The sequence below is a fragment of the Caballeronia sp. A2-2 genome, from assembly GCF_057612605.2.
The window spans coordinates 1083415-1106688 of the sequence record NZ_CM172588.1; the positions used below are offsets into that span (position 1 = coordinate 1083415).

Consider the following 23274-nt stretch of genomic DNA (forward strand, 5'->3'; position numbering starts at 1 on the left):
TCGTGCGGAATGAGGGTGGAAATGGCCTCATTTCGGCTGTTGAGAATGGCTTTTCAAAGCCCGCCAATCGGCAAAAAAGCGGAAAACTTGAGAGAGGAGAATCTTGCTTTTTCGAAAAAACCGGGCTTTTTTACGAGGCCTTCAAGGCCCGGAAAAGACCGTAAAACGTTTGCCGGATCTTAGTTTTTGAGGCTTGGGAAGACCCTGCGTTGGCATTTGCGGCTGTTTTGCTTTTGTCCGTTGTTCGCGCGCATCACACTGAGATCTATAGTGCCATTGAATTGGCAATGCGGCACGTTTGCCTGAAAAAAATTTAAGGCGCGTTTTTCATGCAACGGCTGGCTTGACTTTTTTATCGCCCGAATGTTTACGGCTCAAGAACGTGAACCTGTATCCGGAAGCGTTACTTCTATGCTTGCATCGCGCAAATCTTCTCGTGCATCTCTAGCCAATTTTTCATAAGCCTTGCGAAAACGCGCGAGATCTTTCTCGTCGAGTTCTTCGAGATCGAGCAATGCGTTATGCGCCTTGTCTACTGCGCGAATGAGTTCATCGAGTTTGATCTGCATGGCGGCGGTATCGCGATTCTGTGTGTTCTGAATCAGGAACACCATGAGGAACGTGACGATGGTCGTCGATGTATTGATGACGAGCTGCCATGTATCGCTGAAGTGAAAGAACGGTCCCGATATCGCCCATACGATCACCAGCAACACGGCGACGACGAAGGTCGAAGCATGGCCCGCTGTCTGAGCGAGTGCATTCGAGAACTTGAGGAACCAGGACTTTTTCATCGCGCGTCTCCGTGAGCATTCGATTCGACCTTGGCTAGAATACAGCGCATGAGTTCAAACGCCATGACGATAGATTTCGATGCACCCGCCGAAGAAGTCGCGCAACGTCTGATCGGCGCGATCGTGACGGTGGATGGCATCGGCGGAAGGATCGTGGAGACGGAAGCCTACGATCGCGAAGACCCGGCCTCGCATACTTTCTCCGGACCCACGCCGCGCAATGCGGTCATGTTCGGGCCATCCGCGCATGCTTATGTGTATCGCTCGTATGGCATTCACTGGTGCCTCAACTTCGTGTGCCGTGAAGCGGGTCATGGCGCGGGCGTGTTGATACGCGCAATCGAACCGTTGACCGGCATCGAGACGATGCGCGAACGGCGCGGGCTCGAACCTGTCAGGCTGCTGTGCTCGGGACCGGGGCGGCTCGCGCAGGCGCTTGGCATCACGCACAGGAACAACGGCATGTCGCTGTTCGAGACGCCCTTTCATATCGAAGCGCCAGAGGAAGCATTCGAGATCGTGAGCGGACCGCGCATCGGCATCACCAAGGCGATGGATGTGCCGTGGCGTTTCGGGCTTGCCGGTTCGAAGTTCGTCAGCAAGCCCTTTCCCAAACGTTGATGCTTCAATCGGCGGGACGCAGCTTCTTCACTTCGTCATCGGATGGCTGCACGCTTGCGCCATCGATATAACGGAACGATGTCATCACGCCCTTGCCGTCCTTGAGCGCGGTCGTGCCGACATACGCGCCCATGGTCGATTGATTGTCCTGCCTGCGATAGACGATCGGCCCGAACGGCGTATCGACGGACAAGCCCTTGAAAGCGGCAGCAAGCTTGTCGGAGTCGGTCGAGTTGGCTTTCTTCAGGCCGTTGGCGAGCGACATCATCGCCGTGTAACCGACGACGGAACCGAGGCGCGGATAGTCGTGATACTTCGCTTCATACGCCGCGACGAATTGCTTGTTGGCGGGCGTATCGATGGCATACCACGGATAACCGGTGACGATCCAGCCAACCGGCGCTTCCGCCCCGAGCGGGTCGAGATAGTCCGGCTCGCCCGTCAGCAGCGACACGACTTTCACGTCCTTGAAGAGACCACGCGTGTTGCCCTCACGCACGAACTTGCCGAGATCGCCGCTGAACAGCACGTTGAAGATGGCGTCGGGTTTGGCATCCGCGAGGGCCTGCGTGACTGCGCCTGCATCGATATTGTTGAGCGGCGCGGCCTGCTCCGCGACGAACTCCACATCCGGTTGCGCGGCCTTCAGCAAGCGCTTGAACGTGGCCACCGCCGATTGCCCGTACTCGTAGTTCGGATACACCAGCGCCCAGCGTTTCTTGTGCAGCTTCGCGGCTTCGGGCACGAGCATCGCCACCTGCATATAGGTCGATGGCCGCAGCCGGTACGTGTACTTGTTGCCGTCCTGCCAGACGATCTTGTCGGTGAGCGGCTCGGCGGCGAGAAAGAAAATGCGCCGCTGCTTCGCGTAGTCGGCGAGCGCCAAACCCGTGTTCGACAAATAGCCGCCGAACAGCAGTTTCACTTGCTCGCGCGTGACGAGTTCCTGCGCCACGCGCACCGTGTCGCCGGGATTGCCGTTGTCATCGCGCGAGACGACTTCGAGCTTGTTCCCATTGATGCCGCCCGCCGCGTTAATTTGATCCAGCGCCAGATTCCAGCCGTTCTTGTACGGCATGAGGAACGCGGGCACCACTTTATAGCTGTTGATCTCGCCGATCTTGATGGTGTCCGCGCGCGCCGTGAAACTCACGCTCAGACCCGCACTGACGGCCGCGATACTCAGGCTCAGGCGCATGCGCGCGCCTGCTCGATGAATCATGGAACGCTCTCCTTTCGATGTGATGCCGATGAACTTCATACGCCAAGATATGCGCGCCGCGCGGCTTCATCCTGCGCGAAGGCGCGCATGGTGTCCGCGTGACGAATCTGCCCTTTCTCCAGCACATACACGCGGTCGCTCACGCGCTCCGCGAAATGCAGATTCTGCTCGGAAAGCAGGATCGCGATGCCTTCCCGCTTCAACGCCAGAATCATCTCCGCCATCTCATCGACGATGACGGGCGCCACGCCTTCCGATGGCTCGTCGAGCAACACGGCGAGCGGATTGCCCATCAGCGTGCGCGAGACGGTGAGCATCTGTTGCTCGCCGCCGCTCATGCGAGATGCGCGCCGTCCGCGCATCTCGCCGAGATTCGGGAAGACGCGGAACAGTTTTTCCGGCGTCCAGTGCGGCGCGCCCTCGCGCGGCGGCTGCCGGCCGGTGTCGAGATTTTCCATCACCGTGAGATCGCCGAACACGCGTCGGTCTTCGGGCACGAAACCCAAGCCCGCCCGCGCGATCTTATACGCAGGCCATGCGCTGATGTCTTGACCCATGAACGATACCGCGCCGGACTTGTTCTGCATGAGGCCCATGATGGCCTTCATCGTCGTGGACTTGCCCGCGCCGTTGCGGCCCATGAGCGCGACCACTTCGCCGCGCGCGACGTCGAGGTTTACATCGAAGAGGATTTGTGCGCGGCCATAGTACGCGTCGAGTCCTTGCACGTTCAGGAGCGAGGTCACGGTGCGACGCCTCGGCCGAGATAGACTTCGCGCACGCGGGCGTCGTTGCGGATTTCATCGGCGTTGCCTTGAGCGATCAGCTTGCCGCGCGCCAGCACGATGAGCCTGTCCGCGTATTCGAACACCACGTCCATGCTGTGCTCGGTAAACAGCACGCCGATCGACTGTTCCTTCGCGAGCCGCGCGGTGAGCGCCATGAGCGCGTTGCGTTCCTGTGGGGCCATGCCTGCGGTGGGTTCGTCCATGAGTAAAAGTCGTGGTCGATTCGCCAATGCAATCGCCAGTTCAACGCGCTTCACATCGCCATATGCGAGCACGCCGCAACTGCGTTTTGCGTGGTCCGCCATGCCCACGAGCGCAAGCAGATCGAGCGCTTCGTCCTCCTTCCATGCGCCGACGCGCCCGAACAGATCGAACACGCGCCGTTCGCGCGAAAGCAGCGCCATCTGCACGTTTTCGAGGACGGTCATCGAGTTGAAGGTGGCGGCAATCTGGAACGTGCGACCGATGCCGAGCCGCCAGATATCGCGCGGACGCATGCGTGCGATCTCGCGTCCTTCGAAGCGGATCGAACCTGAGGTCGGCGCGAGTTGCCCGTTGATCATGTTGAAGCACGTGGACTTGCCCGCGCCGTTCGGACCGATGAGCGCGAGCAGTTCGCCCGCTTCCAGCGCGAACGACACGTCATCGACGGCTTTCACGCCATCGAACGATTTCGACAGACGATCCACGACGAGCAGGCTCATTGCGGCTCCGCGAAACGCGCGCGCACGAAGCCCGCGATGCCCTGCGGAAACGCCATCACGAGCAACAGGATGATCGCGCCGAGCAAGGCTTGCCAGTAGTCGGTCTGCCGCGCGACGGTGTCTTCGAGCCACGTGAATACGGCCGCGCCGACTAGCGGCCCGGCGAGCGTCTGGATGCCGCCGAGCAGCACCATCACAAGGCCATCGACGGAACGCGCGACGCTGATGGCATCGGGCGAAATATTGCCCTTGGAGAACGCGTAGAGCGCGCCCGCGAGCCCGCACACGAGCGCCGCCGCGACGAACGCGACCCATTGCACGCGCGCCACATGCAAACCGATGGCTTCGGCGCGCAACGGTGAATCGCGGCTAGCGCGCAGGGCCAGCCCGAACGGCGCGAACAGCATGCGCCGCAACAGCCACACGCCGATGATCGCGGCCACGAGCGTGAGGTAATAGAACGCCACCGGCGAGGCGAGCCACGGCGCGGGCCATAAGCCGAGTATGCCGTTGCTGCCGCCGGTGACGGCATCCCACTGATAGACCACGGACCAGACGATCTGCGCGAAGGCCAGCGTGAGCATCGCGAGATACACGCCCGAGAGCCGCACGCAGAACCAGCCGAAGACGATCGCGCCCATGCCAGCGATGAGCGGTGCGAGCACGAGTGCGGCTTCCATCGGCAAGAACAGGGCTTTCAGGAACAGCGCCGCGCCATATGCGCCGAGGCCGAAGTACGCCGCGTGACCGAACGAATGCATGCCGCCCGGTCCCATGATGAAATGCAGGCTCGCCGCGAAGATCGCCGCGATCATGATCTCGACCATCAGCACGGGCATGTAGGGGAACATGTTCGCGAGAAGCGGCGCGAGCGCGAGCAGCAAGAGCACGGCGCAGGTGCTTATCTTTGCGTTGCGCGTGGCGGGACGCAGGGGCGTGTCGGCGGGCGCGGCCGTGCGTGCGATCGACTGAGCACGCCCGAACAAGCCCCACGGACGCAGCACGAGCACGACGGCCATCACCGCGAATTCGGCGACGAGCGTGAACTTCGACAGCGCGAAATCCACGCCGAATATCGATACATGGCCGATGCCGATACACAGCGCCTTGATCTCCGCGATCAGCAGCGCCGCGACGAACGCGCCCGGTATCGAACCCACGCCGCCGACCACGACGACCACGAATGCATTGCCGATGGTATCGAGATCGAGCGAGAGATTCGCGGACATGCGCGGCACCTGCAACGCGCCGCCCAGACCCGCGAGCATGGCGCCGACGAAGAACACGCCGGTAAAGAGCCACGCCTGATTCACGCCGAGCGCGCCGAGCATTTCACGGTCGATGCTCGCCGCGCGCACGAGCGTGCCCCAGCGCGTTTTCGTCAGCGCGTACCAGAGCGCGAGCAGCACCATCGGGCCGATGACGATCAGCGCGAGATCGTAAGCGGGCAACGCGTGGCCGAGCACGTGAATCGCGCCCGCGAGATGGGGCGCGCGCGGTCCGAACAGGTCTTCCGGGCCCCAGAGGAAAAGCGTGGCATCGTGCAGGATCAGGACGAGCGCGAAGGTGGCGAGCAGATGAAAAAGTTCCGGCGCGCGGTAGATGCGCCTCAACACCACGCATTCGATCAGCGCGCCCAACACGCCGACCACGAGCGCGGATGCGATCACGCATAGCCAGAACCCCGCGACGCTGCCGCCGAAACGGCTCGTCAGGCTATAGCCGACATACACGCCGAGCATGTACAGCGAACCATGCGCGAAGTTGACGATGCGTGTGACGCCGAAGATGAGCGACAGACCCGAGGCGACGAGAAAGAACGCGCATGCATCGGCCAGGCCGTTGATGAGTTGGGCGAGAAGGTTGGCGAGCATGAGTGATGTCGAGCGGGCGAGCCGTCATTATCGGCGATATGCGCCTGCGCTTCTCATGCGCAAAAAAAACCTCTCCGTTATAGGCCCTTCTCCACCATATCCAGCAAACGCTCCGCCAGCGCCTCCACCTGCGCACGCTTCAACCCTTGCAGCGGCCCTTCGATCAGCAACAACGCGAAGCCATGCACCGCGCTCCACGCAAGATATTCGGCTTGCGCGCGGCGTGCGGCATCGAGCGCGCCCGCTTCAACCATTTCATCGAGCGCACGACTGAGCAGTTCGAACGGATTCAGTCCGCTCGGCCCCTTGCCGTGGTCGGCGTCATGCTCGCGCCACTCTCCGGCAGGCGCGGCGAAGGCAGTGCGGAACAGACCCGTCTCGGCTTGCGCAAAGCGCAAATAACCCGTGCCGACTGCGCGTAAGTTGTCCTTCGCGGCATCCGCGCGGCGGCGCTTTTTTGGGCGTCGGGCAAGTTCCTTTTCCATCGCCGCTGCCACCGCGGACAGCGCCGCCGAACGTACCGCCGCCAGCAATTGCTCGCGGCTGTCGAAGTGCCGGTACGCCGCATTCGGCACCACGCCCGCGCGACGCGTCGCCTCGCGAAGAACAACCGCTTGCGGTCCGCCCTCGCGCGCGAGCGCGATGCCCGCATCGAGCAATGCACGCTGCAAATCGCCATGCCGGTAAGTGCTTCGCGGCTTCGCATTTGTCATGTTTTTTCCTCGGAAGCTGCAAATGTGGACGCTGTCCATTTTATTTGCTACTGTAGTTTTGCGGAACGGCCGACAAAATTCAGTGTTGCACCGAATGCTTTCGCTGGCGCGAGCGAACTTGGCACCATGAGATTCCTCTTTCGATTCATGTCGCCAGGGAGATCACCATGACTGAGCCGAGTTCGAATCCCGTTGCAAGCAATGAAACGGTCATCCATTCGCTGTTGAATGACTGGTGCCACACCTACGTGCGAAAGAACGCGCAGGAACTCAGGCGGTTTTACACGGACGATGTCATCGTCTTCGATATCGTGCCGCCTTTGTCGTATCAGGGCGCCGATTTGCATTGCGCGAAGATGCAGGCATGGTTCGACCGCATGAGCGGCGATCTCGGCCTCGAAGTGCTGAACGCCACCATCCTGACCAGCGCCGAACTGGCCACCGCGCTCTGCATGACGCGCGTCACCATCGGCGATCAGCAGGACATGGTGCGCACCACGATCGTGTTCGTGGTAATCGGCGGCGAGTGGCTTATCGCGCACACGCACAGTTCCGTGCCGTTTCCCGTGGATACACCCGATACACCGACAACCTGAATCAGGAGCCGACATGCAAGTTCAACCCTATCTGTTCTTCGAAGGCCGTTGCGAGGAAGCGCTGACGTTCTATCGCGAACATCTCGGCGCGCAAGTGGTCATGTCCATGCGCTACCGCGACAATCCCGACGGCGGAAAGGCCGAAGCCGCGAGCGGTTGCGGCATGCCGCCGGGATCGGAAGACAAGATCATGCATTCGGCTTTCACCATCGGCGACTCCATGCTCATGGCGTCGGATGGCATGTGTAGCGGCAAGCCGAATTTTCAGGGCGTGTCGCTCTCGCTCACGACCGACGATCCTCAGCAGGCCGAAAAGCATTTCGCCGCGTTGTCCACTGGCGGTCAGGTGCAGATGGCCATGACGCAAACATTCTTCGCCAAGCGCTTCGGCATGGTTCAGGACAAATTCGGCGTCTCGTGGATGGTGCTGGGCGGCGTGGAAACGCGGCCTGCGTGAGTTCATTGCCCGGACTCGCGGGAACGGCCCTTGCGCGCTTTCTCCACGTATCTTTCGAAAGGAGAGGCGACATGAGTAACGACTACGCTGGCCGGTCACAGGAAGATCGAATCGCGCGTGACAAGCAGCAAAAGCAGACCGCGCAGGAACAGTCCGGCGGCGACATGGCGCGTCCCGGCACCGAGGCCGACAAGGACCGCAGCTGCGGCGAACTGAGCGAGCGCGGCAAGGATGCGTGGCGCACCGGTTCGGGCATCGACGGCGGCGGAAAAACCTGACCCGCAAGCGGGGCTTCAGATTCGTGAAACAATGCGGGGTGCGAACAGCATCCCGCACTTTTGCATTCTCGAACTGACAGGAGCTTTCAATGAGCGCCCCGCGCAAACATCATCTTTCCGGCTCGGACATGCCTGCTTCCGCCGATCGTCCGACCCGCGAAGAAGCCGAAGCCGCCGTCCGTGTTCTGCTGCGCTGGGCCGGCGACGATCCGCGGCGCGAAGGTCTCATCGACACGCCCGGACGCGTCGTGCGCGCTTATGAGGAATTCTTCAAGGGCTACGAGGAAGATCCGCACGCCATTCTCGCCCGCACTTTTTCCGAGGTGCAAGGGTATGACGAAATGATCGTGCTCAAGGATATCCGCTTCGAGAGTTATTGCGAGCATCACATGGTGCCGATCATCGGGCGGGCGCATGTGGCTTACCTGCCGAATCAACGTGTAGTCGGTATCTCCAAGCTTGCGCGTTTGGTCGATGCCTTCGCCAAGCGATTGCAGATTCAGGAGAAGATGACTGCGCAGATTGCGGATACTTTGAACGAAGTGCTGCAACCCATTGGCGTGGGCGTGATTCTGGAGGCCGCGCATCAATGTATGTCCACGCGTGGTGTTCATAAGGCGGGTGTGTCGATGGTGACATCGCGCATGCTCGGGTCGTTTCGGGATGATCCTTCGACGCGGCGCGAATTCTTGTCGATTGTGGGGAATTCGAATGCGTTTAGTGTGGCGAATACTTAGCTGGTGTGTTTATGTCGTGGAAGGGGCTGCTGGTTTTTGGGCTTTTATTGCAGTAGCCGCCTCCCCGGCGGGGGGGTAACTTTCTTTGCTGCTGCAAAGAAAGTCACCAAAGAAAGCTTTTTACCCCATGCACGATGGCTGGAAAGGGTTGGTCTGGATTAACGATACAGTGGCCGCGTTAGGACGTTCCACGCATAACTCGCCGCTTAGGCAACCTCGGGATTACGCGCTTGAGAAATCAACGCTTAGTGGACCGCATTCATTCTTTCGGCCATGCGCTTCGCGCGCCGAGAACGTAAGAACGGAACCCCGCAGCCTAAAAGCGCCCAGCCACCTCACGCTTCTCCGCAAAATTGCTATTTGGCCCTACCTTGGTTAGTGCTCCGACTAAAAGGGACTTGCGTTAGTGTGCGAGCTTTAACCCGAAGCACTTACCAAGGTAGGGCCCAATGGGAGAGGTGCGATACGGTGTGATGTGACTGGGCACTCATACGCTGCGGGATTCCGTTCTTACGTTCTCGGCGCGCGAAGCGCATGGCCGAAAGAATGAATGCGGTCCACTAAAACCAAAGGATTCGAGCGCGTAATCGTTAGGTTGCCCACACGCTAGACCAAACGAGGGAAGTCCTATTGCGGCCACTGTATCGTTAATCCAGACCAACACTTTCCAGCCAGCGTGCATGGGGTAAAAAGCTGCTTTCTTTGGTGACTTTCTTTGCAGCAGCAAAGAAAGTTACCCCCCCGCCGGGGAGGCGGCTACTGAATAAACAACACAAACAGAAGTAGCCCCTTCCCTCAAGCACCATAACCATCCGCCTCCGGCCCACAACCCTCCCGAACCTTGCCCTGCGAAACATTACTCCCCGGCGGCACACTATGCGTGAGCCAAACATTGCCCCCAATCACCGACCCCTGCCCAATCGTCACACGCCCGAGAATAGTCGCGCCTGCGTAAATCACCACATCGTCCTCGACAATCGGATGCCGCGCATTGCCCTTCACGAGCGTGCCATCGCCATTCGACGGAAAGCTTTTCGCGCCCAGCGTCACCGCCTGATACACGCGCACGTGCTGCCCGATGATCGCCGTCTCGCCAATGACAACACCCGTACCGTGATCGATAAAGAAGCTCGGCCCAATGGTCGCGCCCGGATGAATGTCTATACCGGTGAGCGAATGCGCGATCTCATTGATAAAACGCGCCAGCAACGGCACGCCCAGTTCATGTAAAGCATGCGCAAGCCGATGATGCGTCATCGCCCAAATACCCGGATAGCACAGCAAAATCTCGGTGATGTGCTGCGCCGCAGGATCGCCGGTAAATGCAGCTTGAATGTCGGATACGAGCAGCGCGCGAATCTGCGGCAACTGTGAGCCGAACTCACGCGCGATAGCGAACGCCTGCGCACTCAACTCGGCATCCGCCGTATCGCGATGTTCTGGCAAAAAGCGCAGCGCACGGCGAATCTGCTCGTGCAGCAAACGCAACGTGCTTTCGAGCGTTTGCCCCACGTAGTAATCGACGCTTTCATCGGTCAGATCGGGCGCGCCGTAATGCGTGGGAAACAGCGCGGACCGCAGACCGTTGACGATACGAACGATGGCTTCCCGCGATGGCAACTCGCGAATGCCGAGCGGATGCCGCGTGCGATGCAACTCCTCGCGCGACTGCCGCAAATCCGCGACGATGCGCGATAAGCCCCATTCGTGGGGCGCGAGCGGACTTTGATCGTCCTGAATGGCGTGCGGCGGCGCGGCCGCAAGCGGTGGCTTGTTTTGCATGTCCGGACATGAGACGAATGAAACGGCCGCCACGGCGCTCGAGTGCGCGCGACGGGTCAGATCTCAAGATTAACCGGTTTTGAACGCGCTTGCCGGTCGTCGCTTTCGACGCATGCGGCGGATGGTCGAGGCGCGCGTCATCGCACGTTGCGGTTGCTGGCGTCGATCCAGCGCACGGCCCAGTCGCGCGCGTGCGCGATGGCATCGCCTTCGTTGCCGAAGCGCAGTTCAGCCGGAAAGAAGCGGTTCGCCACGAGTTCGCCATCGCTCGTGCGCGAAATCACGACATACGGTTGATAGCTGCCATCTCCGGACCGGGCGGGCGCGCAGTTCAGAAGGTAGCCTCGATGTGAAAAGGCTGCGTCGTGTTGCATGAGTCACCTGTGCAGAAAGTGCCCTGCTGTTTGTATTGCCTGCGTGTCGAAGGCCGTACCCGGCGCGCCCTCCTGTTGCTCGCGCCGCGCTCGCTCATATCCTTTTCGATGCCTCGCGTATTGCGCAACGCCTCCGACAGGTTCCAAATCATACTTGTATGAAATCGGCTTGGGGCCGAAAAAAAACATCGAAAAATTGAATGCTTTGCAGGCGTCCTTGCGAAGCGGCTCGCGGTTCCGGCGCTATAAAGCCGGAACAAGTCTTGCGTGATGTCACCACGACTCATTGATCCACGGGAGCATTTGCGATGAACAACGCCGAATCCAACGACCCGAAAGAAAAGCAGACCCAGCAGGCCGCCGACAGTCCCATCAAGACGCCGAGCGCCGAAACAGCACACGTGAAGATGAGCGATGCCGCGAAGGCCGCGAGCGGCGGCGAAGCGCACGCCGGCGCGAACGCGCGCAGCACACGCAACGATGCGCCGCCGCCGGTCGGCATGGTGATCGGCCCTGACGGACGCCCGGAAGGCTTGCCGCGCGGCGCGGATGTCATCAACGACGACACGCTGGACGACACCGTCGATGCCGATGGCAAAAGTTATCAGGCGAAACACTACGAGGAGATGATGGGCCGCGAGCCGGATGCCGTCATCAATTCGAACGCGACGACGGTGAATCATGTTCCCGTGCAGAGCGACGGACTGGGCGGCTTCGACAGCCGACCGGGACGTAATGGCGTGCTGCTGATGCTAGAAAAAGGCTACCGCATGATCGATCGCGGCATGGTCGCGCCAGCGATTCCCGAGGTAGAAGATCGTTTGCGCCTCGAAGGACGCGATGCGCACGGCCACTCTCTACGCGGCCGCAAACATTACGCGATCAATCATTTGCGCCCCGCGCGTCTGATCGAGCTGGAACGTTCGTGATTGCGACGTGACGTGTTTCGTGGGGATCACGTAACACGTCATCGCATGAACGGAGGTGATGAAAAAACCGCGCTCACTCGCGCGGTTTTTCGTCCTTGTCCTTCGAATCCTCATCCGGTTCGATGCGCGTCACGCCGCCCGTCGATGGCGGATCACTCGCAGGAAAAGTGTCCTCGACAGCACGATCGACGGTGTCTTCATCGCGCTCGGAATGCGGGTGCTGCTCTTTCGTTTTGCTCATGACTGGCTCCTTTGAGATGGCTTCCAAAGAGCGGAGCAACGGTTATTCCTCACAGCCGATCGAGCTGGCACGCCGTATGCGGTGGTGCCTCGAAAAAAGCGAAAGAGGAAGACCACATGACCACGATCGACACGTTCGCCGGCGACGGCGCACAGGCGCAAGCGCGTCCGCGTACATCGGCCGAGCAACGTTTTGCGTTTGCTCTTGCATGCCTCGGCGCGGCCTACGCGCTCTCCTGGATGGAATTTGCGCTGGCGCTTGCCATAGGGTTTCCCGGCGATCTGGCGAACCATCCGCTGGCGGCGTCTATCGTGTCGCGTTTGCTCGTCGCGCTGCTTTATCTATGCGTCGCGGCGCGGCTGCAATGGGCGCGCTGGTTGACCGTTGGCATCGGGCTCGTGAGCGTGGTGTTCGTCGCGCCGACGCTGGCGCTGCAATGGCACGTGTTCCCCGCCGCTGCCGTCACGTGCGGCGCGGCGCTGGTGTGCCGCTTCGCTGCATCGCTCTGTCTGCTTTCGCGGATGCCGGAGCGCACGCACGGCTGATTCATTTCGCCGACGACGGATTGCAAACTCGTGCTTTGCATTCCTTGAAGCACACGCGGCTTTTATCGAGTCGCGCTCGCGCGCACAATGCGTTGCACTCCCTCAACAACGCAAGCGAGCACGCTCATGAAAATCGCTGTCATCGGCGCGACCGGAACGGTCGGTCAGGCTGTCTGCACCGAACTCAAAGCCCGTCACGAAGTCATCGAGATCGGTGCGACGCGTGGTACGCATCGTGTCGATTTGATGGATGTGGAAAGCATCAAACGTTTGTTCGAAACCATCGGACGTGTCGATGCGATCGTCGCGACCGCAGGCCACGTGCATTTTGGACCGCTCGTTGAGATGACGCCCGCGCAGTTCAAAACGGGCCTCGACGATAAGCTCATGGGACAGGTCAACCTCGTGCTCACCGCGCGCGATCATCTTAACGATGGCGGGTCGTTCACGCTGACGAGCGGCATCGTCGGCGCGGAGCCGATCTTTCAGGGCGCGAGCGCGGCGGCGGTGAACGGCGCGATCGAAGGCTTCGTGCGAGGCGCGGCGATTGAACTGCCGCGCGGGCTGCGCATCAACGCGATCAGCCCGACCATGCTCGAAGAGGCGCGCGAGAGCTTTGGGCCGTATTTTCGTGGGTTCGAGGCGGCTAGTGGAGCGCGCGTGGCGTTGGCGTATAGCCGGAGTGTCGAAGGCGCGGAAACCGGGCGCGTCTACACGGTGCACTGAGCGTCAGCCGCCTTTCGCGCCTTGCGTGTTCACGTAAAGCGCGTAAAGCCCGTGGCTCGCCGCCATGAACAACCGGTTGCGATGCCGTCCGCCGAAGCACACGTTCGCGCATCGCTCGGGCAGATCGATATGGCCGATCGCTTCGCCCTGCGGCGTGAAGATGCGCACGCCGTCGAGTTCGGCATCGCCCATGCCCCAGCCGCACCACAGATTGCCCTGCACGTCGATGCGAAAGCCATCCGGCGTGCCGGGTCCGGCGTCGATGACGAGCCGCCGTTCGCCGAGCGTGCGGCCATCGCCCGTGACATCGAACGCCCAGATCGTGCGTGGCGACGAGCGCGATTCGACCACGTACAGCACGCTTTCATCCGGCGAAAACGCCAGCCCGTTCGGACCGATGAAGTCATCGATCATCACCGTCACCGCGCCGCTTTGCCCGTCGATGCGATACACGCACGGCTTGAGTTGCGGCGCGGCCTGCTCGCCCTCATAGAAACCGTTGATGCCGAACGGCGGGTCCGTGAACCAGATCGAGCCATCCGACTTGACGACCACATCGTTGGGCGAATTGAGCGGCTTGCCCTCGAAGCTGTCGGCGAGCACGGTGATCGAGCCATCGTATTCCGTGCGCGTGACGCGGCGCGTCAGATGCTCGCAGGTCACGAGCCGCCCTTCGCGATCGCGCGTGTTGCCGTTGGCGAAGTTCGACGGTTTGCGAAACACGCCGACTTCGCCGCTTTCCTCGCCCCAACGCAGGATTCGGTTGTTCGGGATGTCGCTCCACAGCACGTAGCGGCCGTCGCCGAACCACACCGGGCCTTCGGACCAGCGCGTGCCTTGGTATAGGCATTCGACCGATGCGGAAGGCAGGCGCAATGCGTTGAAGCGCGGGTCGAGTACGCGGATGGCGGGGTCGGGGTAGCGGAGGCTGGGCATGCGGGGTCCTGTTTCGGGATGATGGGCTTCAGTCGTCCGGCATCGATTCGAGCAGTGCGGCCGATTTCCGCATGCCGTCGAAGATGCGTTCGGCAAGGCGGCCGGGAAAGCGCTCCGGCAGCACGTTCTTCACGGTGTCGATGACTGCCGGCATGCGCGCAAGAATCTGCTCGATGATCGGCTCGGCACTCTCGCCGTAGTTGCACCTGCGCGCCATCGCGTCGAAGTGACGACGCTTGATGTCTCTGAAGGCATAGTGGCGGCTCTTGCCCGGAATGGCCATCGCGAGTCTGGCTTTGTGCCACGACCACTGGTTCGCGCCATCGCCTTCGACGGGCCAGATGGACATGACATCGTAGAGCGGCGTCAGATGATAGCGCCCGCGTGGCAAGAGTCGCAGGCTGAAGTTCTTGGCATGTCCGTCCGGTGCCGCAAGCATCCAGAACATGATCTGCGCGGATACCAATGTTTCGAGATCCTTACGAGCTTCGACCGATTGATGCAGCACGCGGGCAAGGTCCAGCACGCCCGGCCCGCCATCGGCTTCATACTTTTTATGCGATGGCAAACCGTTGGCTTGACAGAAATCCTCCTGCGGCAGCCGGACGATCCATCGACCATCCGCGCTGCGCACGCGGTCGAAACGTTCGACCACGAGCACGCGACGTGCGCCGAAATCCGCGATGCTCGCATGGGCGACGGGCAGACCGAATGCCTTGAGCAGCGTGAGACAAAGCCATTCGTTTTCAACGGAAGTCGTGAGATCGGCGCGGCGATTGCCGACAAGTCCGAGCGGCAGCTTGAGTATGTGCGTGGTCGGCGTGGCGCCGTGCGGTTTCAGCCAACGTCCTTCATCGAACAGCAGCGCGGTCTTTTCCTGCGCGCCGGCGAGCGAAATGCGAAAGTCGTCGTGATCGTCGATGCCGAAAGGGTCTCCGGCGGCTGCCTGATTCAGCAGACGCTCGACTTCGTGCTCATCGAGCGGCGTGCCTTCGATACGGTGGACATCGGTTGGCGATTCGTCTTCCGCCAGCAATTGCACCGCGCCGACGCAATCGCGGCCGATAGCCTTCAGCAGATCGAACGCATCGAGCGTATCCGTGCTGAAGCGCTGCGCGATGCGTCTTCGGATCGACTCGCTATCGGGTAGCAGATTGTCGAAGTAATTGACGACGGCATCGCCTCTCAAAGGCGCGTGTGCCAACGGTAACGGCAATGATAAGGATAGCGGACGAGCCTCCGCTGACCGGAGCCAGTCGGCGTCGTAGATCAGTTCGGCAGCCCCGCGCGCGGGCATCCGCCATGTGGCGACGCGCTGGCCGTTCGCCCACACCGAAAGCGCGCGGGAACGCGTTCCGGTGCTCGTCACCATTGCGCTTCGCCCGGAGGCAGATCGTTCAGCTCCACGCGATCCTGCACGATCAGTTCGAGTCCGTAAGCGCCGAGCATGAAGAGAAGCTGGTCGAGCGTGAGCGCGCCGGTTTCGCGTTCCAAAGTCGAGATACGGCTTTGGCTGATGCCGAGACGCGCCGCCGCTTGCGCTTGCGTCAGGCCCGCGCGCTTGCGGCCTGCGGCCAGCACGTTGCCCATTTGCGCCGGGGAAACGATGACACGTTCCATGGAAATATCCGTGAGACGAATAAATGCATTTTATTCGTTTCACAGATATCCGTCAAAGATAAGTGCTTGAATGGTTAAATATCTGTCACACGAATATTCGTATTTTATTTGTGTAGCAGATATTTGGCGACTATCAATTCGGCCCTAACTCCCCATCCCTCAACCGCCACAAGTTCAGCGGATTGTCATCCGCGAGCGCTTCCGGCAAGAGCGCCGCTGGCAAATCCTGATAGCACACCGGGCGCAGAAAACGCTCGATGGCCATCGCGCCGACCGAGGTCGAACGGCTGTCGGAGGTGGCGGGAAACGGCCCGCCGTGGACCATCGCGTACGACACTTCCACGCCCGTCGGAAAACCGTTCGCGAGAATGCGGCCCGCCTTGCGTTCGAGCACGGGCAAGAGTCGACGCGCGAGTTCGGTGTCGTCGCTTCCCATCAGCAACGTGGCGGTAAGCTGCCCTTCGAGACGGCGCGCGACCGCGATCATCTCGTCCTCGTCGCGGCAACCGACGATCACCGAAGTCGGTCCGAAGATTTCTTCCGCGAGCGTGGGCGTGGCGAAAAACTGCTCCGCGCTCACGCGATACAACGCCGGCAGCGCGCCGCTTGCGGCCTTGCCTTTCACGCCATCCGCTATACGCGAAGCGCCCGTTGCATCGCGCGCCTCGATGCCGCTCGCATACGCTTTCGCCATGCCGGCGGTCAGCATCGTCTGTGTTTCCTTTTTGGCGATGGCGGCGGCTGCATAGTCGATGAAGTCATCGAGGTCCGGGCTTTCGAGCGCGAATACGAGACCGGGACTCGTGCAGAACTGGCCGACGCCGAGCGTCACCGAATCGATGAAGCCTGCCGCCAGCGTGTCGCCGTTCGAAGCCAACGCGGCAGGCAACGCGAAGACGGGATTCACGCTGCTCATTTCAGCGAACACGGGGATGGGCACTTGCCGCTTCGCTGCGATATCGACGAGCGCGAGACCGCCGCGCCGCGAGCCGGTGAAACCAACCGCCTGAATGGCCGGATGCGCGACGAGCGCTTCGCCGATTGCATTGCCTGCGCCGAGCACGAGCGAGAACACGCCTTCGGGCAAGCCGCTGTCAGCTACTGCCTTTTGCACTGCCCGGCCAACCAGTTCCGATGTACCTAGATGTGCCGGATGCGATTTCACGACAACCGGACAGCCCGCCGAGAGCGCCGATGCGGTGTCGCCGCCTGCCACCGAAAACGCCAGCGGAAAGTTGCTTGCGCCGAACACGGCGACGGGTCCGAGGGGAATTTTTTGCAGGCGCAGGTCCGGGCGCGGCAGCGGCTTGCGGTCGGGTTGCGCGGAATCGAGCGTCGCGTCCAGCCAGCGCCCTTCGCGCACCAGTGATGCGAACAATCGCAATTGTCCGATGGTGCGGCTGCGTTCGCCTTCGAGGCGCGCTTTCGGCAGCGCGGATTCGGCTTGTGCGCGGTCTATCAAGCTGTCGCCGAGGGCGATGATGTTGTCGGCGATTGCTTCGAGGAATTGGGCGCGGGTTTCTAACGGTGCCTGGCGGTAGGGGTCGAATGCGGCTTCGGCCAGTTCGCAGGCTTGTGCGATTTCTTTTTTGCTGCCGCCGCCGAATGGGGGGTCGAGGTCGGTGTTGCGAGCGGGATCGTAGGCGTGGAGCGTGGATTCAGTGCCCCGCACTACTGATGCGCCGATTAGCATTTCTCCAGTGATGTTCAATTTTTTGCTCCTCGATTTGGAGGGGGATGGTCGTTAGTTCGGTGGACGCATGGAATGTGCCGCGTGGTTTTTTGGGAGTTATCGTCGTGCAATGGGCTACTGTTGTTTGTGCTTTTATTGCAGTAGCCGCCTCCCCGGCGGGGGGGTAACTTTCTTTGCTGCTGCAAAGAAAGTCACCAAAGAAAGCAGCTTTTTACCCCATGCACGCTGGCTGGAGAGGGTTGGTCTGGATTAATCGATGCAGTGGCCGCAATAGGACTTCCCTCGTTCGGCTACTCGGATTGGCAACCTCGCGATTACGCGCTCGAATAAGCAAAGCTCATTGGATCGCGCTCATTCATTCGGCCATGCGCTGCGCGCGCCGAGAAAGTAAGAACGGAATCCCGCAGCATGCATGTGTCCAGCCACCCTAAACCACATCGCTATATTGTTATTCGGCCCTACCGTTGCAAACGCTTTGACGCAAAGTGCACACCCAACGCAAGTCACCTTTTAGTCGGAGCACTAACCAAGGTAGGGCCGAATAGCAATCTTGCGAAGAAGCGTGAGGTGGCTGGGCGCTTATAAGCTGCGGGGTTCCGTTCTAAAGCTCTCGGCGCGCGCAGCGCATGGCCGAATGAATGAATGCGGTCCACTAAGCGTTGATTCTTCGAGCACGAAATCGCGAGGTTGCCTAAGCGTCAAGATATGCGCGGGACGTCCTATCGCGGCCACGGCATCCGTTAATCCAGACCAACCCTCTCCAGCCATCGTGCATGGTGTAAAAAGCTGCTTTCTTTGGTGACTTTCTTTGCAGCAGCAAAGAAAGTTACCCCCCCGCCGGGGAGGCGGCTACTGCAATAAAGACACAAACACCAGCAGCCCCTTGCACGAAAGACCAAACCACCCCACCCCCCCCCGCGAAAGCAAAAAAATAAATGGTGTAACTAAATTTGTTCACTTACCGTCATCAGACTGGAGACCGCACGCCGCAGGCGAAAAAAACCCGTCTCCGCGTTCCTCAAGAACATCCACCGGAGTCGCCATGGACGCCAAGCACCCCACCGATGCAAGCACCGACCACGACCTGAACCTGTTGCACAAGATGGGATACGCGCAGGAACTCTCCCGCCGCATGAACGGCTTCTCGAATTTCGCGGTGTCGTTTTCAATCATCTGCATTCTCTCCGGCGGCATCACGGCGTTTCAACTCGCACTGTCAGCAGCAGGCGGCGCATCCGTCGGACTCGGCTGGCCGCTCGGCTCGCTGTTCGCGCTGATCGTCGCGGTATCGATGGCGCAGATCGCATCGGCGTTTCCGACGGCGGGCGGCCTCTATCACTGGGGCTCGATTCTCGGCGGCAAAAGCTGGGGATGGCTCACCGCATGGCTCAACCTGATCGGCCTGATCTTCGTCATCAGCGCGATCAACTTCGGCACCTACGATCCCTTCTTCAAGACCTTGATCGCGCCGATGTTCGGCATCGCACCGGATAGTCTGACGTGGTGGCATCAGACCGCGTTTCTCGCGTTCATCACGCTCTCGCAGGCGTTGCTGAATCAGCGCGGCATCAAGATCGCCAGCAAGATCACGGATTTGTCAGGATATCTGATCTTCATTGTCACCATCGTGCTGATTGCCGCCTTGCTGTATTGGTCGCCTGTGAAGTTCGATCTGAGCCGGCTGTTCACGTTCACCAACTTCACCGGCAACGAGGCCAGCGCTTGGCCCAAGCAGGCCACGCCGCTCGCGTTTCTCTCGGGCCTGTTGCTCGTGACCTACACCATCACCGGTTTCGATGCCTCCGCGCACACCTCGGAAGAAACACACGACGCCGCGCGCAACGTGCCGAAGGGCATCATCGGTTCGGTGTTCTGGTCCGCCGTGTTCGGCTATGTGATGGTCTGCAGCTTCGTGCTCGTCATGCCCGATCTGACCGCCGGCATGAAGCAAGGCACAGGCTTTTTCGAGGCCATTCTCGCGCCGATTCCGGCCGGCTTTCGCGTCGTGCTCGAACTCGCGATGTTCTTTATCAACTACGTATGCGGGCTGGCGGCGATCATGTCTACTTCGCGCATGATGTACGCCTTCGCGCGCGATGGCGGCCTGCCCGGCTCGAAGTTCCTGCGTCAGGTGAGCCCGACGCATCGCACGCCGGGCGCAGCCATCTGGACCTGCGCGATTCTCGCCATCGTCATTACGTTGTATGGCGATGCGTTTTCCGTATTAAGCGCGGGCAGCGCCGTGTTCCTCTACATTTCCTACGCGATGCCGCTCGCCTGCGGCATGTTCGCGGAAGGCCATTCGTGGACCGAGAAAGGCCCGTTCCAACTCGGCGTGTGGTCCAAGCCGTGCGCGCTGCTCGCCACCTTGGGCGCGCTGGTGCTGGCGTATGTCGGCATTCAGCCGCCGAACGAAAAAGTGTTCTACGTGCTGATCGGGTTCGTGGCCGCGCTGCTCGTCATCTGGTATGTGCTCGGCGTGCGCAAGTCGTTCAAGGGACCGCCGTCGATGAAGTCCGATGACAACATCGACCGCCTCCGCGAGATCGAAGCGGACGCGGATCGCGCGGTCTAAATCGCGCTCACAATCACTACACAGCAGAAAACCCGTTATCGACGAACAAATGCGTGCCGTTCACGAAGCTCGCTTCATCGGAAGCGAGAAACAGCGCCGCCGACGCCACTTCGTGCGGCTCGCATAACCGTCCTTGCTGAAGCGCGATGGCTTCCTCCGTCGCATCGACGCCCATCGCCTGAAGTTCCTTCAGTTCGCGCATGCCGTGCGGCGTGCGGATAAAGCCCGGCGCGACCGCATTGCAGCGAATGCCGCGGTCGCGATATTCCACCGCAATCGCCCGCGCGAACATATGACACGCGCCCTTGGTTGCGTCATAAAGCACTTCGCCGGGCGTCGCATAAACGGCCGATATCGACGACGTGCAGACGATGCTGCCACGCCCTTTCTCAAGCATCTGCGGCAGCACGGCCTTCGTCATGAGGAACATGCTCTTGACGTTCACGCCCATGAGCCAATCCCATTCGGATTCCTCGATATCGAGAAACGGCTTCACGATCAGCGTGCCCGCGTGATTGAAAAGAACGTCTGCATTGCCGTATTCGGCGCGCGCGGCATCGACGGCTTGCTGGACTTCGGCTTGACGCGACACGTCCGCGCCAAGACCGATGGCTTCGAGGCCCGAATCACGCAAGCGGGAAGCGAGCGCGGTGGCTGCATCGGCATCGCGGTCGATGATCGCCACCTTCGCGCCCTGCAACGCGAACAATTCCGATGCCGCCGCGCCACATCCGCCCGCGCCGCCGCTCACGATTGCCACTTTCCCGGCGAGCCGGTCGCCCTTCTTCGCATCCATGCCCATGCTCGTGCCTCCTCGTTGTCAGGAGGCCAAAGATAACGCGCCGAAAAATTCAGTGCGCGGGCGGCGTGTCGGTCGTGCTTGCGGTACTGACCTTGCGAAACACGATATGCGCGATGCGCCGCACCAGCAGCGCCGCGACCAACGCGGCCACTGCCGTCAGCATCGTTCCGATATGAATCGACTGGACGAGCGCATTGCGCGCGGCGTCGAATAGCGCGGATGCATCCAGCCCCGCGCGGCCGAGTTCGCCGAGCAGCGTGTCGCGCAGGGCTTCATCGACGAGAATGCGCGGATCGGCCAGACGCGGCGTCCATTGCGCCGATGTAGCCGCACCGAGCACGCTGACCGTGCGTTCCATGACATCCGCATAGTGATGCGCGACGATGGTCCCGACGATACTCGTCCCCAGCATGCCGCCCACCATGCGCGTGGATTGCAGCAGCGCCGTGGTGATGCCGAAGCGCTCACGCCCCGCGATCTCCTGCCCGAAAATATTCATGTTGTTGAGCACGAAGCCGAGGCCGATGCCGATTGCCGCCATCGGCAATTCGATCCACACATGCGCCATCGACGCACGCGCGAACGAGAGCGCCACGGAAGCGATCAGCAACAGCGTGAAGCCGATGGAGAGGATCATCGTCGGCTTCTTCAGGTGAATCACGATGCGCGTGTTGATGAAGCTGCCCAGCGCGATACACGCGGCAATCGGCGTGGCGAGCAGCCCTGCTTCCTGCGGCGACAAACCGAACCCGCCTTGCAGCAGAAGCGGCGCGAAGAAGATCAGCGAGAACATCACGAAGCCCGCAAGAAACGACAGGGTGAAAAGCGTGTTCAACTGCGGATCGCGGAAAATATCGAGCGGAATGATCGGATGCGTCGCGCGCTTTTCGCACACATACAATGCGACCGCCGCGACCGCCACCACGCCACCGAGCGCGAGATTGCCCGTGGACAGCCCTTCTTTCGGCAACGCCTCGATCAACGCCTGAAAACCGCCGAGCACGAGCGCGACGAGCGCGGTGCCGAGCCAGTCGATCTTCACATCGCCCTCGCGCGGTCGATGCAGATTCGGCAGATGCGACCAGATGAAATACAACGCCGCCGCACCCACCGGCAGATTCACGAGGAAGGTCGAGCGCCAGCCCCAGTGCTGACTCATCCAGCCGCCGAGCGACGGCCCCGCCGCCGTGCCGATGCCATACGCCGCCGCCAGCACGACCTGCCAGCGCACGCGCGTGCGCGGATCGGGAAAGAGATCGGGAATCGCGGCGAACGCCGTGCCGACCATCATGCCGCCGCCCACGCCTTGCAAACCACGCGCAAGCGCCAGAAACAGCATGCTCGGCGCGAGTCCGCACAACACCGACGCCACCGTGAACGTGATGACCGCCGCGATCACGAAGCGCTTGCGCCCGAAGTAATCGCCGAGCCGCCCGAACACCGGCACCGTGACGACCGACGCCAGCAGATACGCGCTCGCAATCCACGCATAGAACTCGAAGCCGTGGAGTTCCGCGACGATGGATGGCAGCGCCGTGCTGACCACCGTCTGATCCAGCGCCACGAGCATGTTGACGAGGCCGATGCCGAGCATCGCGTACAAGGCGGTCTTGAAGGACAAGGCGGGCGAAGGCTGCGTCTGCTGCGGGCTGGTCGTGGACATGCGCGGACTGGAATACCGGGAAAGCCGAATTGTACGTGCTGCTTTGCGGCGAATCGACGCGTCGCAAAAATACGCGGGGAGCCGTTATGCTGAACGGGACGCACAAAGCCACCCGCCCAAGGAGAACGCAAAATGTTCAAACGCATACTCGTCGCCATCGACGGCAGCCGCACTTCGCAGCGCGCGCTGGATGCCGCCATCGAGCTTGCCGTCACGCATCAGGCCGAATTGCAGCCGTATTACGTCGTCGAAAGCGGGCCGTTGTACATGGACGTGCCCGGCTACGATCCCAGTTCGCTGCACGCGAGTCTCATGGAAGGCGGTGCGACGCTGGCGCGCGAGGCGGCCGACAAGATGAAGGCGCGCGGCGTGCATGGCGAAGTGGTGACCGTCGAGGCCACCGCCGCCGATGACGTCGCCTCGCTCGTGATCGCGGCATCGAAAAAATTCGGCGCGGATGTGCTGGTGATGGGCACGCATGGCCGCAAGGGGTTTCAGCGGCTGCTTCTGGGAAGCATCGCGGAGCAGTGTTTGCGGCAGGCCACGCTGCCCGTTTTGTTGATTCCATCGGCAGCCGGAACCTCGGACGACTCAGCCTGACAGG

Annotated in this window: 25 protein-coding genes; 10 read left to right on the forward strand and 15 right to left on the reverse strand. The window is 61.2% G+C overall.

Annotation, left to right across the window (positions count from 1 at the left end):
* Nucleotides 1-374: 374 nt before the first annotated feature.
* Nucleotides 375-794 carry a low affinity iron permease family protein gene (locus ACZCWR_RS21330; RefSeq protein WP_487303614.1) on the reverse strand — a complete coding sequence of 140 codons (420 nt, stop codon included), beginning with the start codon at nucleotides 792-794 and terminating at the stop codon, nucleotides 375-377.
* Between the two features lie 48 nt (nucleotides 795-842).
* On the opposite strand from ACZCWR_RS21330, the gene ACZCWR_RS21335 reads away from it, so the two are divergent.
* Nucleotides 843-1415 carry a DNA-3-methyladenine glycosylase gene (locus ACZCWR_RS21335; protein ID WP_487303615.1) on the forward strand — a complete coding sequence of 191 codons (573 nt, stop codon included), beginning with the start codon at nucleotides 843-845 and terminating at the stop codon, nucleotides 1413-1415.
* Nucleotides 1416-1419: 4 nt separating this feature from the next.
* Here the strand turns inward: ACZCWR_RS21335 and ACZCWR_RS21340 are convergent, their stop codons facing one another.
* The 5 genes from ACZCWR_RS21340 to ACZCWR_RS21360 all read right to left on the reverse strand — a co-directional run bounded on the left by ACZCWR_RS21340 (nucleotide 1420) and on the right by ACZCWR_RS21360 (nucleotide 6716).
* Nucleotides 1420-2637: an ABC transporter substrate-binding protein gene (locus tag ACZCWR_RS21340; RefSeq protein WP_487303616.1), complete on the reverse strand. Its 1218-nt coding sequence runs from the start codon at nucleotides 2635-2637 to the stop codon at nucleotides 1420-1422.
* Between the two features lie 35 nt (nucleotides 2638-2672).
* Nucleotides 2673-3383 carry an ABC transporter ATP-binding protein gene (locus ACZCWR_RS21345; RefSeq protein ID WP_487303617.1) on the reverse strand — a complete coding sequence of 237 codons (711 nt, stop codon included), beginning with the start codon at nucleotides 3381-3383 and terminating at the stop codon, nucleotides 2673-2675.
* Nucleotides 3380-4129, reverse strand: coding sequence for an ABC transporter ATP-binding protein (locus ACZCWR_RS21350; RefSeq protein ID WP_487303618.1), 750 nt, complete (start codon nucleotides 4127-4129; stop codon nucleotides 3380-3382). Before ACZCWR_RS21350 ends, ACZCWR_RS21345 begins: the two co-directional genes overlap by 4 nt.
* Entirely contained in the window at nucleotides 4126-6003 is a 1878-nt protein-coding gene (locus ACZCWR_RS21355; RefSeq protein WP_487303619.1) for an ABC transporter permease, read from the reverse strand. Before ACZCWR_RS21355 ends, ACZCWR_RS21350 begins: the two co-directional genes overlap by 4 nt.
* A 77-nt stretch (nucleotides 6004-6080) precedes the next feature.
* Nucleotides 6081-6716 carry a TetR/AcrR family transcriptional regulator gene (locus ACZCWR_RS21360; RefSeq protein ID WP_487303620.1) on the reverse strand — a complete coding sequence of 212 codons (636 nt, stop codon included), beginning with the start codon at nucleotides 6714-6716 and terminating at the stop codon, nucleotides 6081-6083.
* Nucleotides 6717-6883: 167 nt separating this feature from the next.
* On the opposite strand from ACZCWR_RS21360, the gene ACZCWR_RS21365 reads away from it, so the two are divergent.
* The 4 genes from ACZCWR_RS21365 to folE all read left to right on the forward strand — a co-directional run bounded on the left by ACZCWR_RS21365 (nucleotide 6884) and on the right by folE (nucleotide 8784).
* Complete coding sequence (locus ACZCWR_RS21365; RefSeq protein ID WP_487303621.1) at nucleotides 6884-7312, forward strand: nuclear transport factor 2 family protein; 429 nt, start codon at nucleotides 6884-6886, stop codon at nucleotides 7310-7312.
* A 13-nt stretch (nucleotides 7313-7325) separates the two neighbouring features.
* Complete coding sequence (locus tag ACZCWR_RS21370) at nucleotides 7326-7769, forward strand: VOC family protein (RefSeq protein ID WP_487303622.1); 444 nt, start codon at nucleotides 7326-7328, stop codon at nucleotides 7767-7769.
* Between the two features lie 71 nt (nucleotides 7770-7840).
* Nucleotides 7841-8047, forward strand: coding sequence for a hypothetical protein (locus ACZCWR_RS21375; protein WP_487303623.1), 207 nt, complete (start codon nucleotides 7841-7843; stop codon nucleotides 8045-8047).
* A gap of 89 nt (nucleotides 8048-8136) precedes the next feature.
* Nucleotides 8137-8784, forward strand: coding sequence for a GTP cyclohydrolase I FolE (folE, locus tag ACZCWR_RS21380; protein ID WP_487303624.1), 648 nt, complete (start codon nucleotides 8137-8139; stop codon nucleotides 8782-8784).
* Between the two features lie 795 nt (nucleotides 8785-9579).
* On the opposite strand, the gene epsC is transcribed toward folE, so the two are convergent.
* Both epsC and ACZCWR_RS21390 read right to left on the reverse strand, forming a co-directional pair.
* Entirely contained in the window at nucleotides 9580-10566 is a 987-nt protein-coding gene (epsC, locus tag ACZCWR_RS21385) for a serine O-acetyltransferase EpsC (RefSeq protein ID WP_487303625.1), read from the reverse strand.
* A gap of 137 nt (nucleotides 10567-10703) precedes the next feature.
* The gene (locus tag ACZCWR_RS21390; RefSeq protein WP_487303626.1) at nucleotides 10704-10940 is read right to left on the reverse strand and encodes a hypothetical protein; all 237 of its coding nucleotides are present in this window, start codon (nucleotides 10938-10940) and stop codon (nucleotides 10704-10706) included.
* A gap of 308 nt (nucleotides 10941-11248) precedes the next feature.
* Here ACZCWR_RS21390 and ACZCWR_RS21395 point away from each other — a divergent pair, with 308 nt between their 5' ends.
* Nucleotides 11249-11869: a DUF3005 domain-containing protein gene (locus tag ACZCWR_RS21395; RefSeq protein ID WP_487303627.1), complete on the forward strand. Its 621-nt coding sequence runs from the start codon at nucleotides 11249-11251 to the stop codon at nucleotides 11867-11869.
* 73 nt (nucleotides 11870-11942) lie between these two features.
* Here the strand turns inward: ACZCWR_RS21395 and ACZCWR_RS21400 are convergent, their stop codons facing one another.
* The gene (locus tag ACZCWR_RS21400; protein ID WP_487303628.1) at nucleotides 11943-12110 is read right to left on the reverse strand and encodes a hypothetical protein; all 168 of its coding nucleotides are present in this window, start codon (nucleotides 12108-12110) and stop codon (nucleotides 11943-11945) included.
* 116 nt (nucleotides 12111-12226) lie between these two features.
* On the opposite strand from ACZCWR_RS21400, the gene ACZCWR_RS21405 reads away from it, so the two are divergent.
* Both ACZCWR_RS21405 and ACZCWR_RS21410 read left to right on the forward strand, forming a co-directional pair.
* Nucleotides 12227-12655, forward strand: a complete 429-nt coding sequence (locus ACZCWR_RS21405; RefSeq protein WP_487303629.1) for a hypothetical protein — start codon at nucleotides 12227-12229, stop codon at nucleotides 12653-12655.
* Between the two features lie 126 nt (nucleotides 12656-12781).
* Complete coding sequence (locus ACZCWR_RS21410; protein ID WP_487303630.1) at nucleotides 12782-13381, forward strand: short chain dehydrogenase; 600 nt, start codon at nucleotides 12782-12784, stop codon at nucleotides 13379-13381.
* 3 nt (nucleotides 13382-13384) lie between these two features.
* Here ACZCWR_RS21410 and ACZCWR_RS21415 read toward each other — a convergent pair whose 3' ends face one another.
* The 4 genes from ACZCWR_RS21415 to ACZCWR_RS21430 all read right to left on the reverse strand — a co-directional run bounded on the left by ACZCWR_RS21415 (nucleotide 13385) and on the right by ACZCWR_RS21430 (nucleotide 17648).
* Nucleotides 13385-14317 carry an SMP-30/gluconolactonase/LRE family protein gene (locus tag ACZCWR_RS21415; RefSeq protein WP_487303631.1) on the reverse strand — a complete coding sequence of 311 codons (933 nt, stop codon included), beginning with the start codon at nucleotides 14315-14317 and terminating at the stop codon, nucleotides 13385-13387.
* 28 nt (nucleotides 14318-14345) lie between these two features.
* A complete protein-coding gene (locus ACZCWR_RS21420) occupies nucleotides 14346-15689 on the reverse strand; it encodes a type II toxin-antitoxin system HipA family toxin (protein ID WP_487303632.1) in 1344 nt (447 codons plus the stop codon).
* Nucleotides 15683-15937, reverse strand: a complete 255-nt coding sequence (locus ACZCWR_RS21425) for a helix-turn-helix transcriptional regulator (protein WP_487303633.1) — start codon at nucleotides 15935-15937, stop codon at nucleotides 15683-15685. Before ACZCWR_RS21425 ends, ACZCWR_RS21420 begins: the two co-directional genes overlap by 7 nt.
* Nucleotides 15938-16070: 133 nt before the next feature.
* Nucleotides 16071-17648 (reverse strand): aldehyde dehydrogenase (NADP(+)), encoded by a 1578-nt coding sequence (locus tag ACZCWR_RS21430; RefSeq protein WP_487303634.1) that lies wholly within the window; start codon nucleotides 17646-17648, stop codon nucleotides 16071-16073.
* Between the two features lie 1024 nt (nucleotides 17649-18672).
* On the opposite strand from ACZCWR_RS21430, the gene ACZCWR_RS21435 reads away from it, so the two are divergent.
* A complete protein-coding gene (locus ACZCWR_RS21435; RefSeq protein WP_487303635.1) occupies nucleotides 18673-20205 on the forward strand; it encodes an amino acid permease in 1533 nt (510 codons plus the stop codon).
* 16 nt (nucleotides 20206-20221) lie between these two features.
* Here ACZCWR_RS21435 and ACZCWR_RS21440 read toward each other — a convergent pair whose 3' ends face one another.
* Both ACZCWR_RS21440 and ACZCWR_RS21445 read right to left on the reverse strand, forming a co-directional pair.
* Entirely contained in the window at nucleotides 20222-21001 is a 780-nt protein-coding gene (locus ACZCWR_RS21440) for an SDR family NAD(P)-dependent oxidoreductase (protein WP_487303636.1), read from the reverse strand.
* Nucleotides 21002-21056: 55 nt separating this feature from the next.
* Nucleotides 21057-22601 carry an MFS transporter gene (locus tag ACZCWR_RS21445; protein WP_487304767.1) on the reverse strand — a complete coding sequence of 515 codons (1545 nt, stop codon included), beginning with the start codon at nucleotides 22599-22601 and terminating at the stop codon, nucleotides 21057-21059.
* A 201-nt stretch (nucleotides 22602-22802) separates the two neighbouring features.
* Here ACZCWR_RS21445 and ACZCWR_RS21450 point away from each other — a divergent pair, with 201 nt between their 5' ends.
* The gene (locus ACZCWR_RS21450) at nucleotides 22803-23270 is read left to right on the forward strand and encodes a universal stress protein (protein WP_487303637.1); all 468 of its coding nucleotides are present in this window, start codon (nucleotides 22803-22805) and stop codon (nucleotides 23268-23270) included.
* The last annotated feature ends 4 nt before the right edge of the window (nucleotides 23271-23274 follow it).

Coding starts and splice junctions, on each gene's coding strand:
- ACZCWR_RS21405 (WP_487303629.1), top strand. CDS start 12,227: ATGACCACGATCGACACGTTCGCCGGCGACGGCGCACAGGCGCAAGCG.
- ACZCWR_RS21355 (WP_487303619.1), bottom strand. CDS start 6,003: ATGCTCGCCAACCTTCTCGCCCAACTCATCAACGGCCTGGCCGATGCA.
- epsC (WP_487303625.1), bottom strand. CDS start 10,566: ATGCAAAACAAGCCACCGCTTGCGGCCGCGCCGCCGCACGCCATTCAG.
- ACZCWR_RS21350 (WP_487303618.1), bottom strand. CDS start 4,129: ATGAGCCTGCTCGTCGTGGATCGTCTGTCGAAATCGTTCGATGGCGTG.
- ACZCWR_RS21390 (WP_487303626.1), bottom strand. CDS start 10,940: ATGCAACACGACGCAGCCTTTTCACATCGAGGCTACCTTCTGAACTGC.
- ACZCWR_RS21420 (WP_487303632.1), bottom strand. CDS start 15,689: ATGGTGACGAGCACCGGAACGCGTTCCCGCGCGCTTTCGGTGTGGGCG.
- ACZCWR_RS21370 (WP_487303622.1), top strand. CDS start 7,326: ATGCAAGTTCAACCCTATCTGTTCTTCGAAGGCCGTTGCGAGGAAGCG.
- ACZCWR_RS21340 (WP_487303616.1), bottom strand. CDS start 2,637: ATGATTCATCGAGCAGGCGCGCGCATGCGCCTGAGCCTGAGTATCGCG.
- folE (WP_487303624.1), top strand. CDS start 8,137: ATGAGCGCCCCGCGCAAACATCATCTTTCCGGCTCGGACATGCCTGCT.
- ACZCWR_RS21445 (WP_487304767.1), bottom strand. CDS start 22,601: ATGCTCGGCATCGGCCTCGTCAACATGCTCGTGGCGCTGGATCAGACG.
- ACZCWR_RS21400 (WP_487303628.1), bottom strand. CDS start 12,110: ATGAGCAAAACGAAAGAGCAGCACCCGCATTCCGAGCGCGATGAAGAC.
- ACZCWR_RS21335 (WP_487303615.1), top strand. CDS start 843: ATGAGTTCAAACGCCATGACGATAGATTTCGATGCACCCGCCGAAGAA.
- ACZCWR_RS21435 (WP_487303635.1), top strand. CDS start 18,673: ATGGACGCCAAGCACCCCACCGATGCAAGCACCGACCACGACCTGAAC.
- ACZCWR_RS21375 (WP_487303623.1), top strand. CDS start 7,841: ATGAGTAACGACTACGCTGGCCGGTCACAGGAAGATCGAATCGCGCGT.
- ACZCWR_RS21410 (WP_487303630.1), top strand. CDS start 12,782: ATGAAAATCGCTGTCATCGGCGCGACCGGAACGGTCGGTCAGGCTGTC.
- ACZCWR_RS21330 (WP_487303614.1), bottom strand. CDS start 794: ATGAAAAAGTCCTGGTTCCTCAAGTTCTCGAATGCACTCGCTCAGACA.
- ACZCWR_RS21450 (WP_487303637.1), top strand. CDS start 22,803: ATGTTCAAACGCATACTCGTCGCCATCGACGGCAGCCGCACTTCGCAG.
- ACZCWR_RS21425 (WP_487303633.1), bottom strand. CDS start 15,937: ATGGAACGTGTCATCGTTTCCCCGGCGCAAATGGGCAACGTGCTGGCC.
- ACZCWR_RS21365 (WP_487303621.1), top strand. CDS start 6,884: ATGACTGAGCCGAGTTCGAATCCCGTTGCAAGCAATGAAACGGTCATC.
- ACZCWR_RS21395 (WP_487303627.1), top strand. CDS start 11,249: ATGAACAACGCCGAATCCAACGACCCGAAAGAAAAGCAGACCCAGCAG.
- ACZCWR_RS21415 (WP_487303631.1), bottom strand. CDS start 14,317: ATGCCCAGCCTCCGCTACCCCGACCCCGCCATCCGCGTACTCGACCCG.
- ACZCWR_RS21360 (WP_487303620.1), bottom strand. CDS start 6,716: ATGACAAATGCGAAGCCGCGAAGCACTTACCGGCATGGCGATTTGCAG.
- ACZCWR_RS21440 (WP_487303636.1), bottom strand. CDS start 21,001: ATGGATGCGAAGAAGGGCGACCGGCTCGCCGGGAAAGTGGCAATCGTG.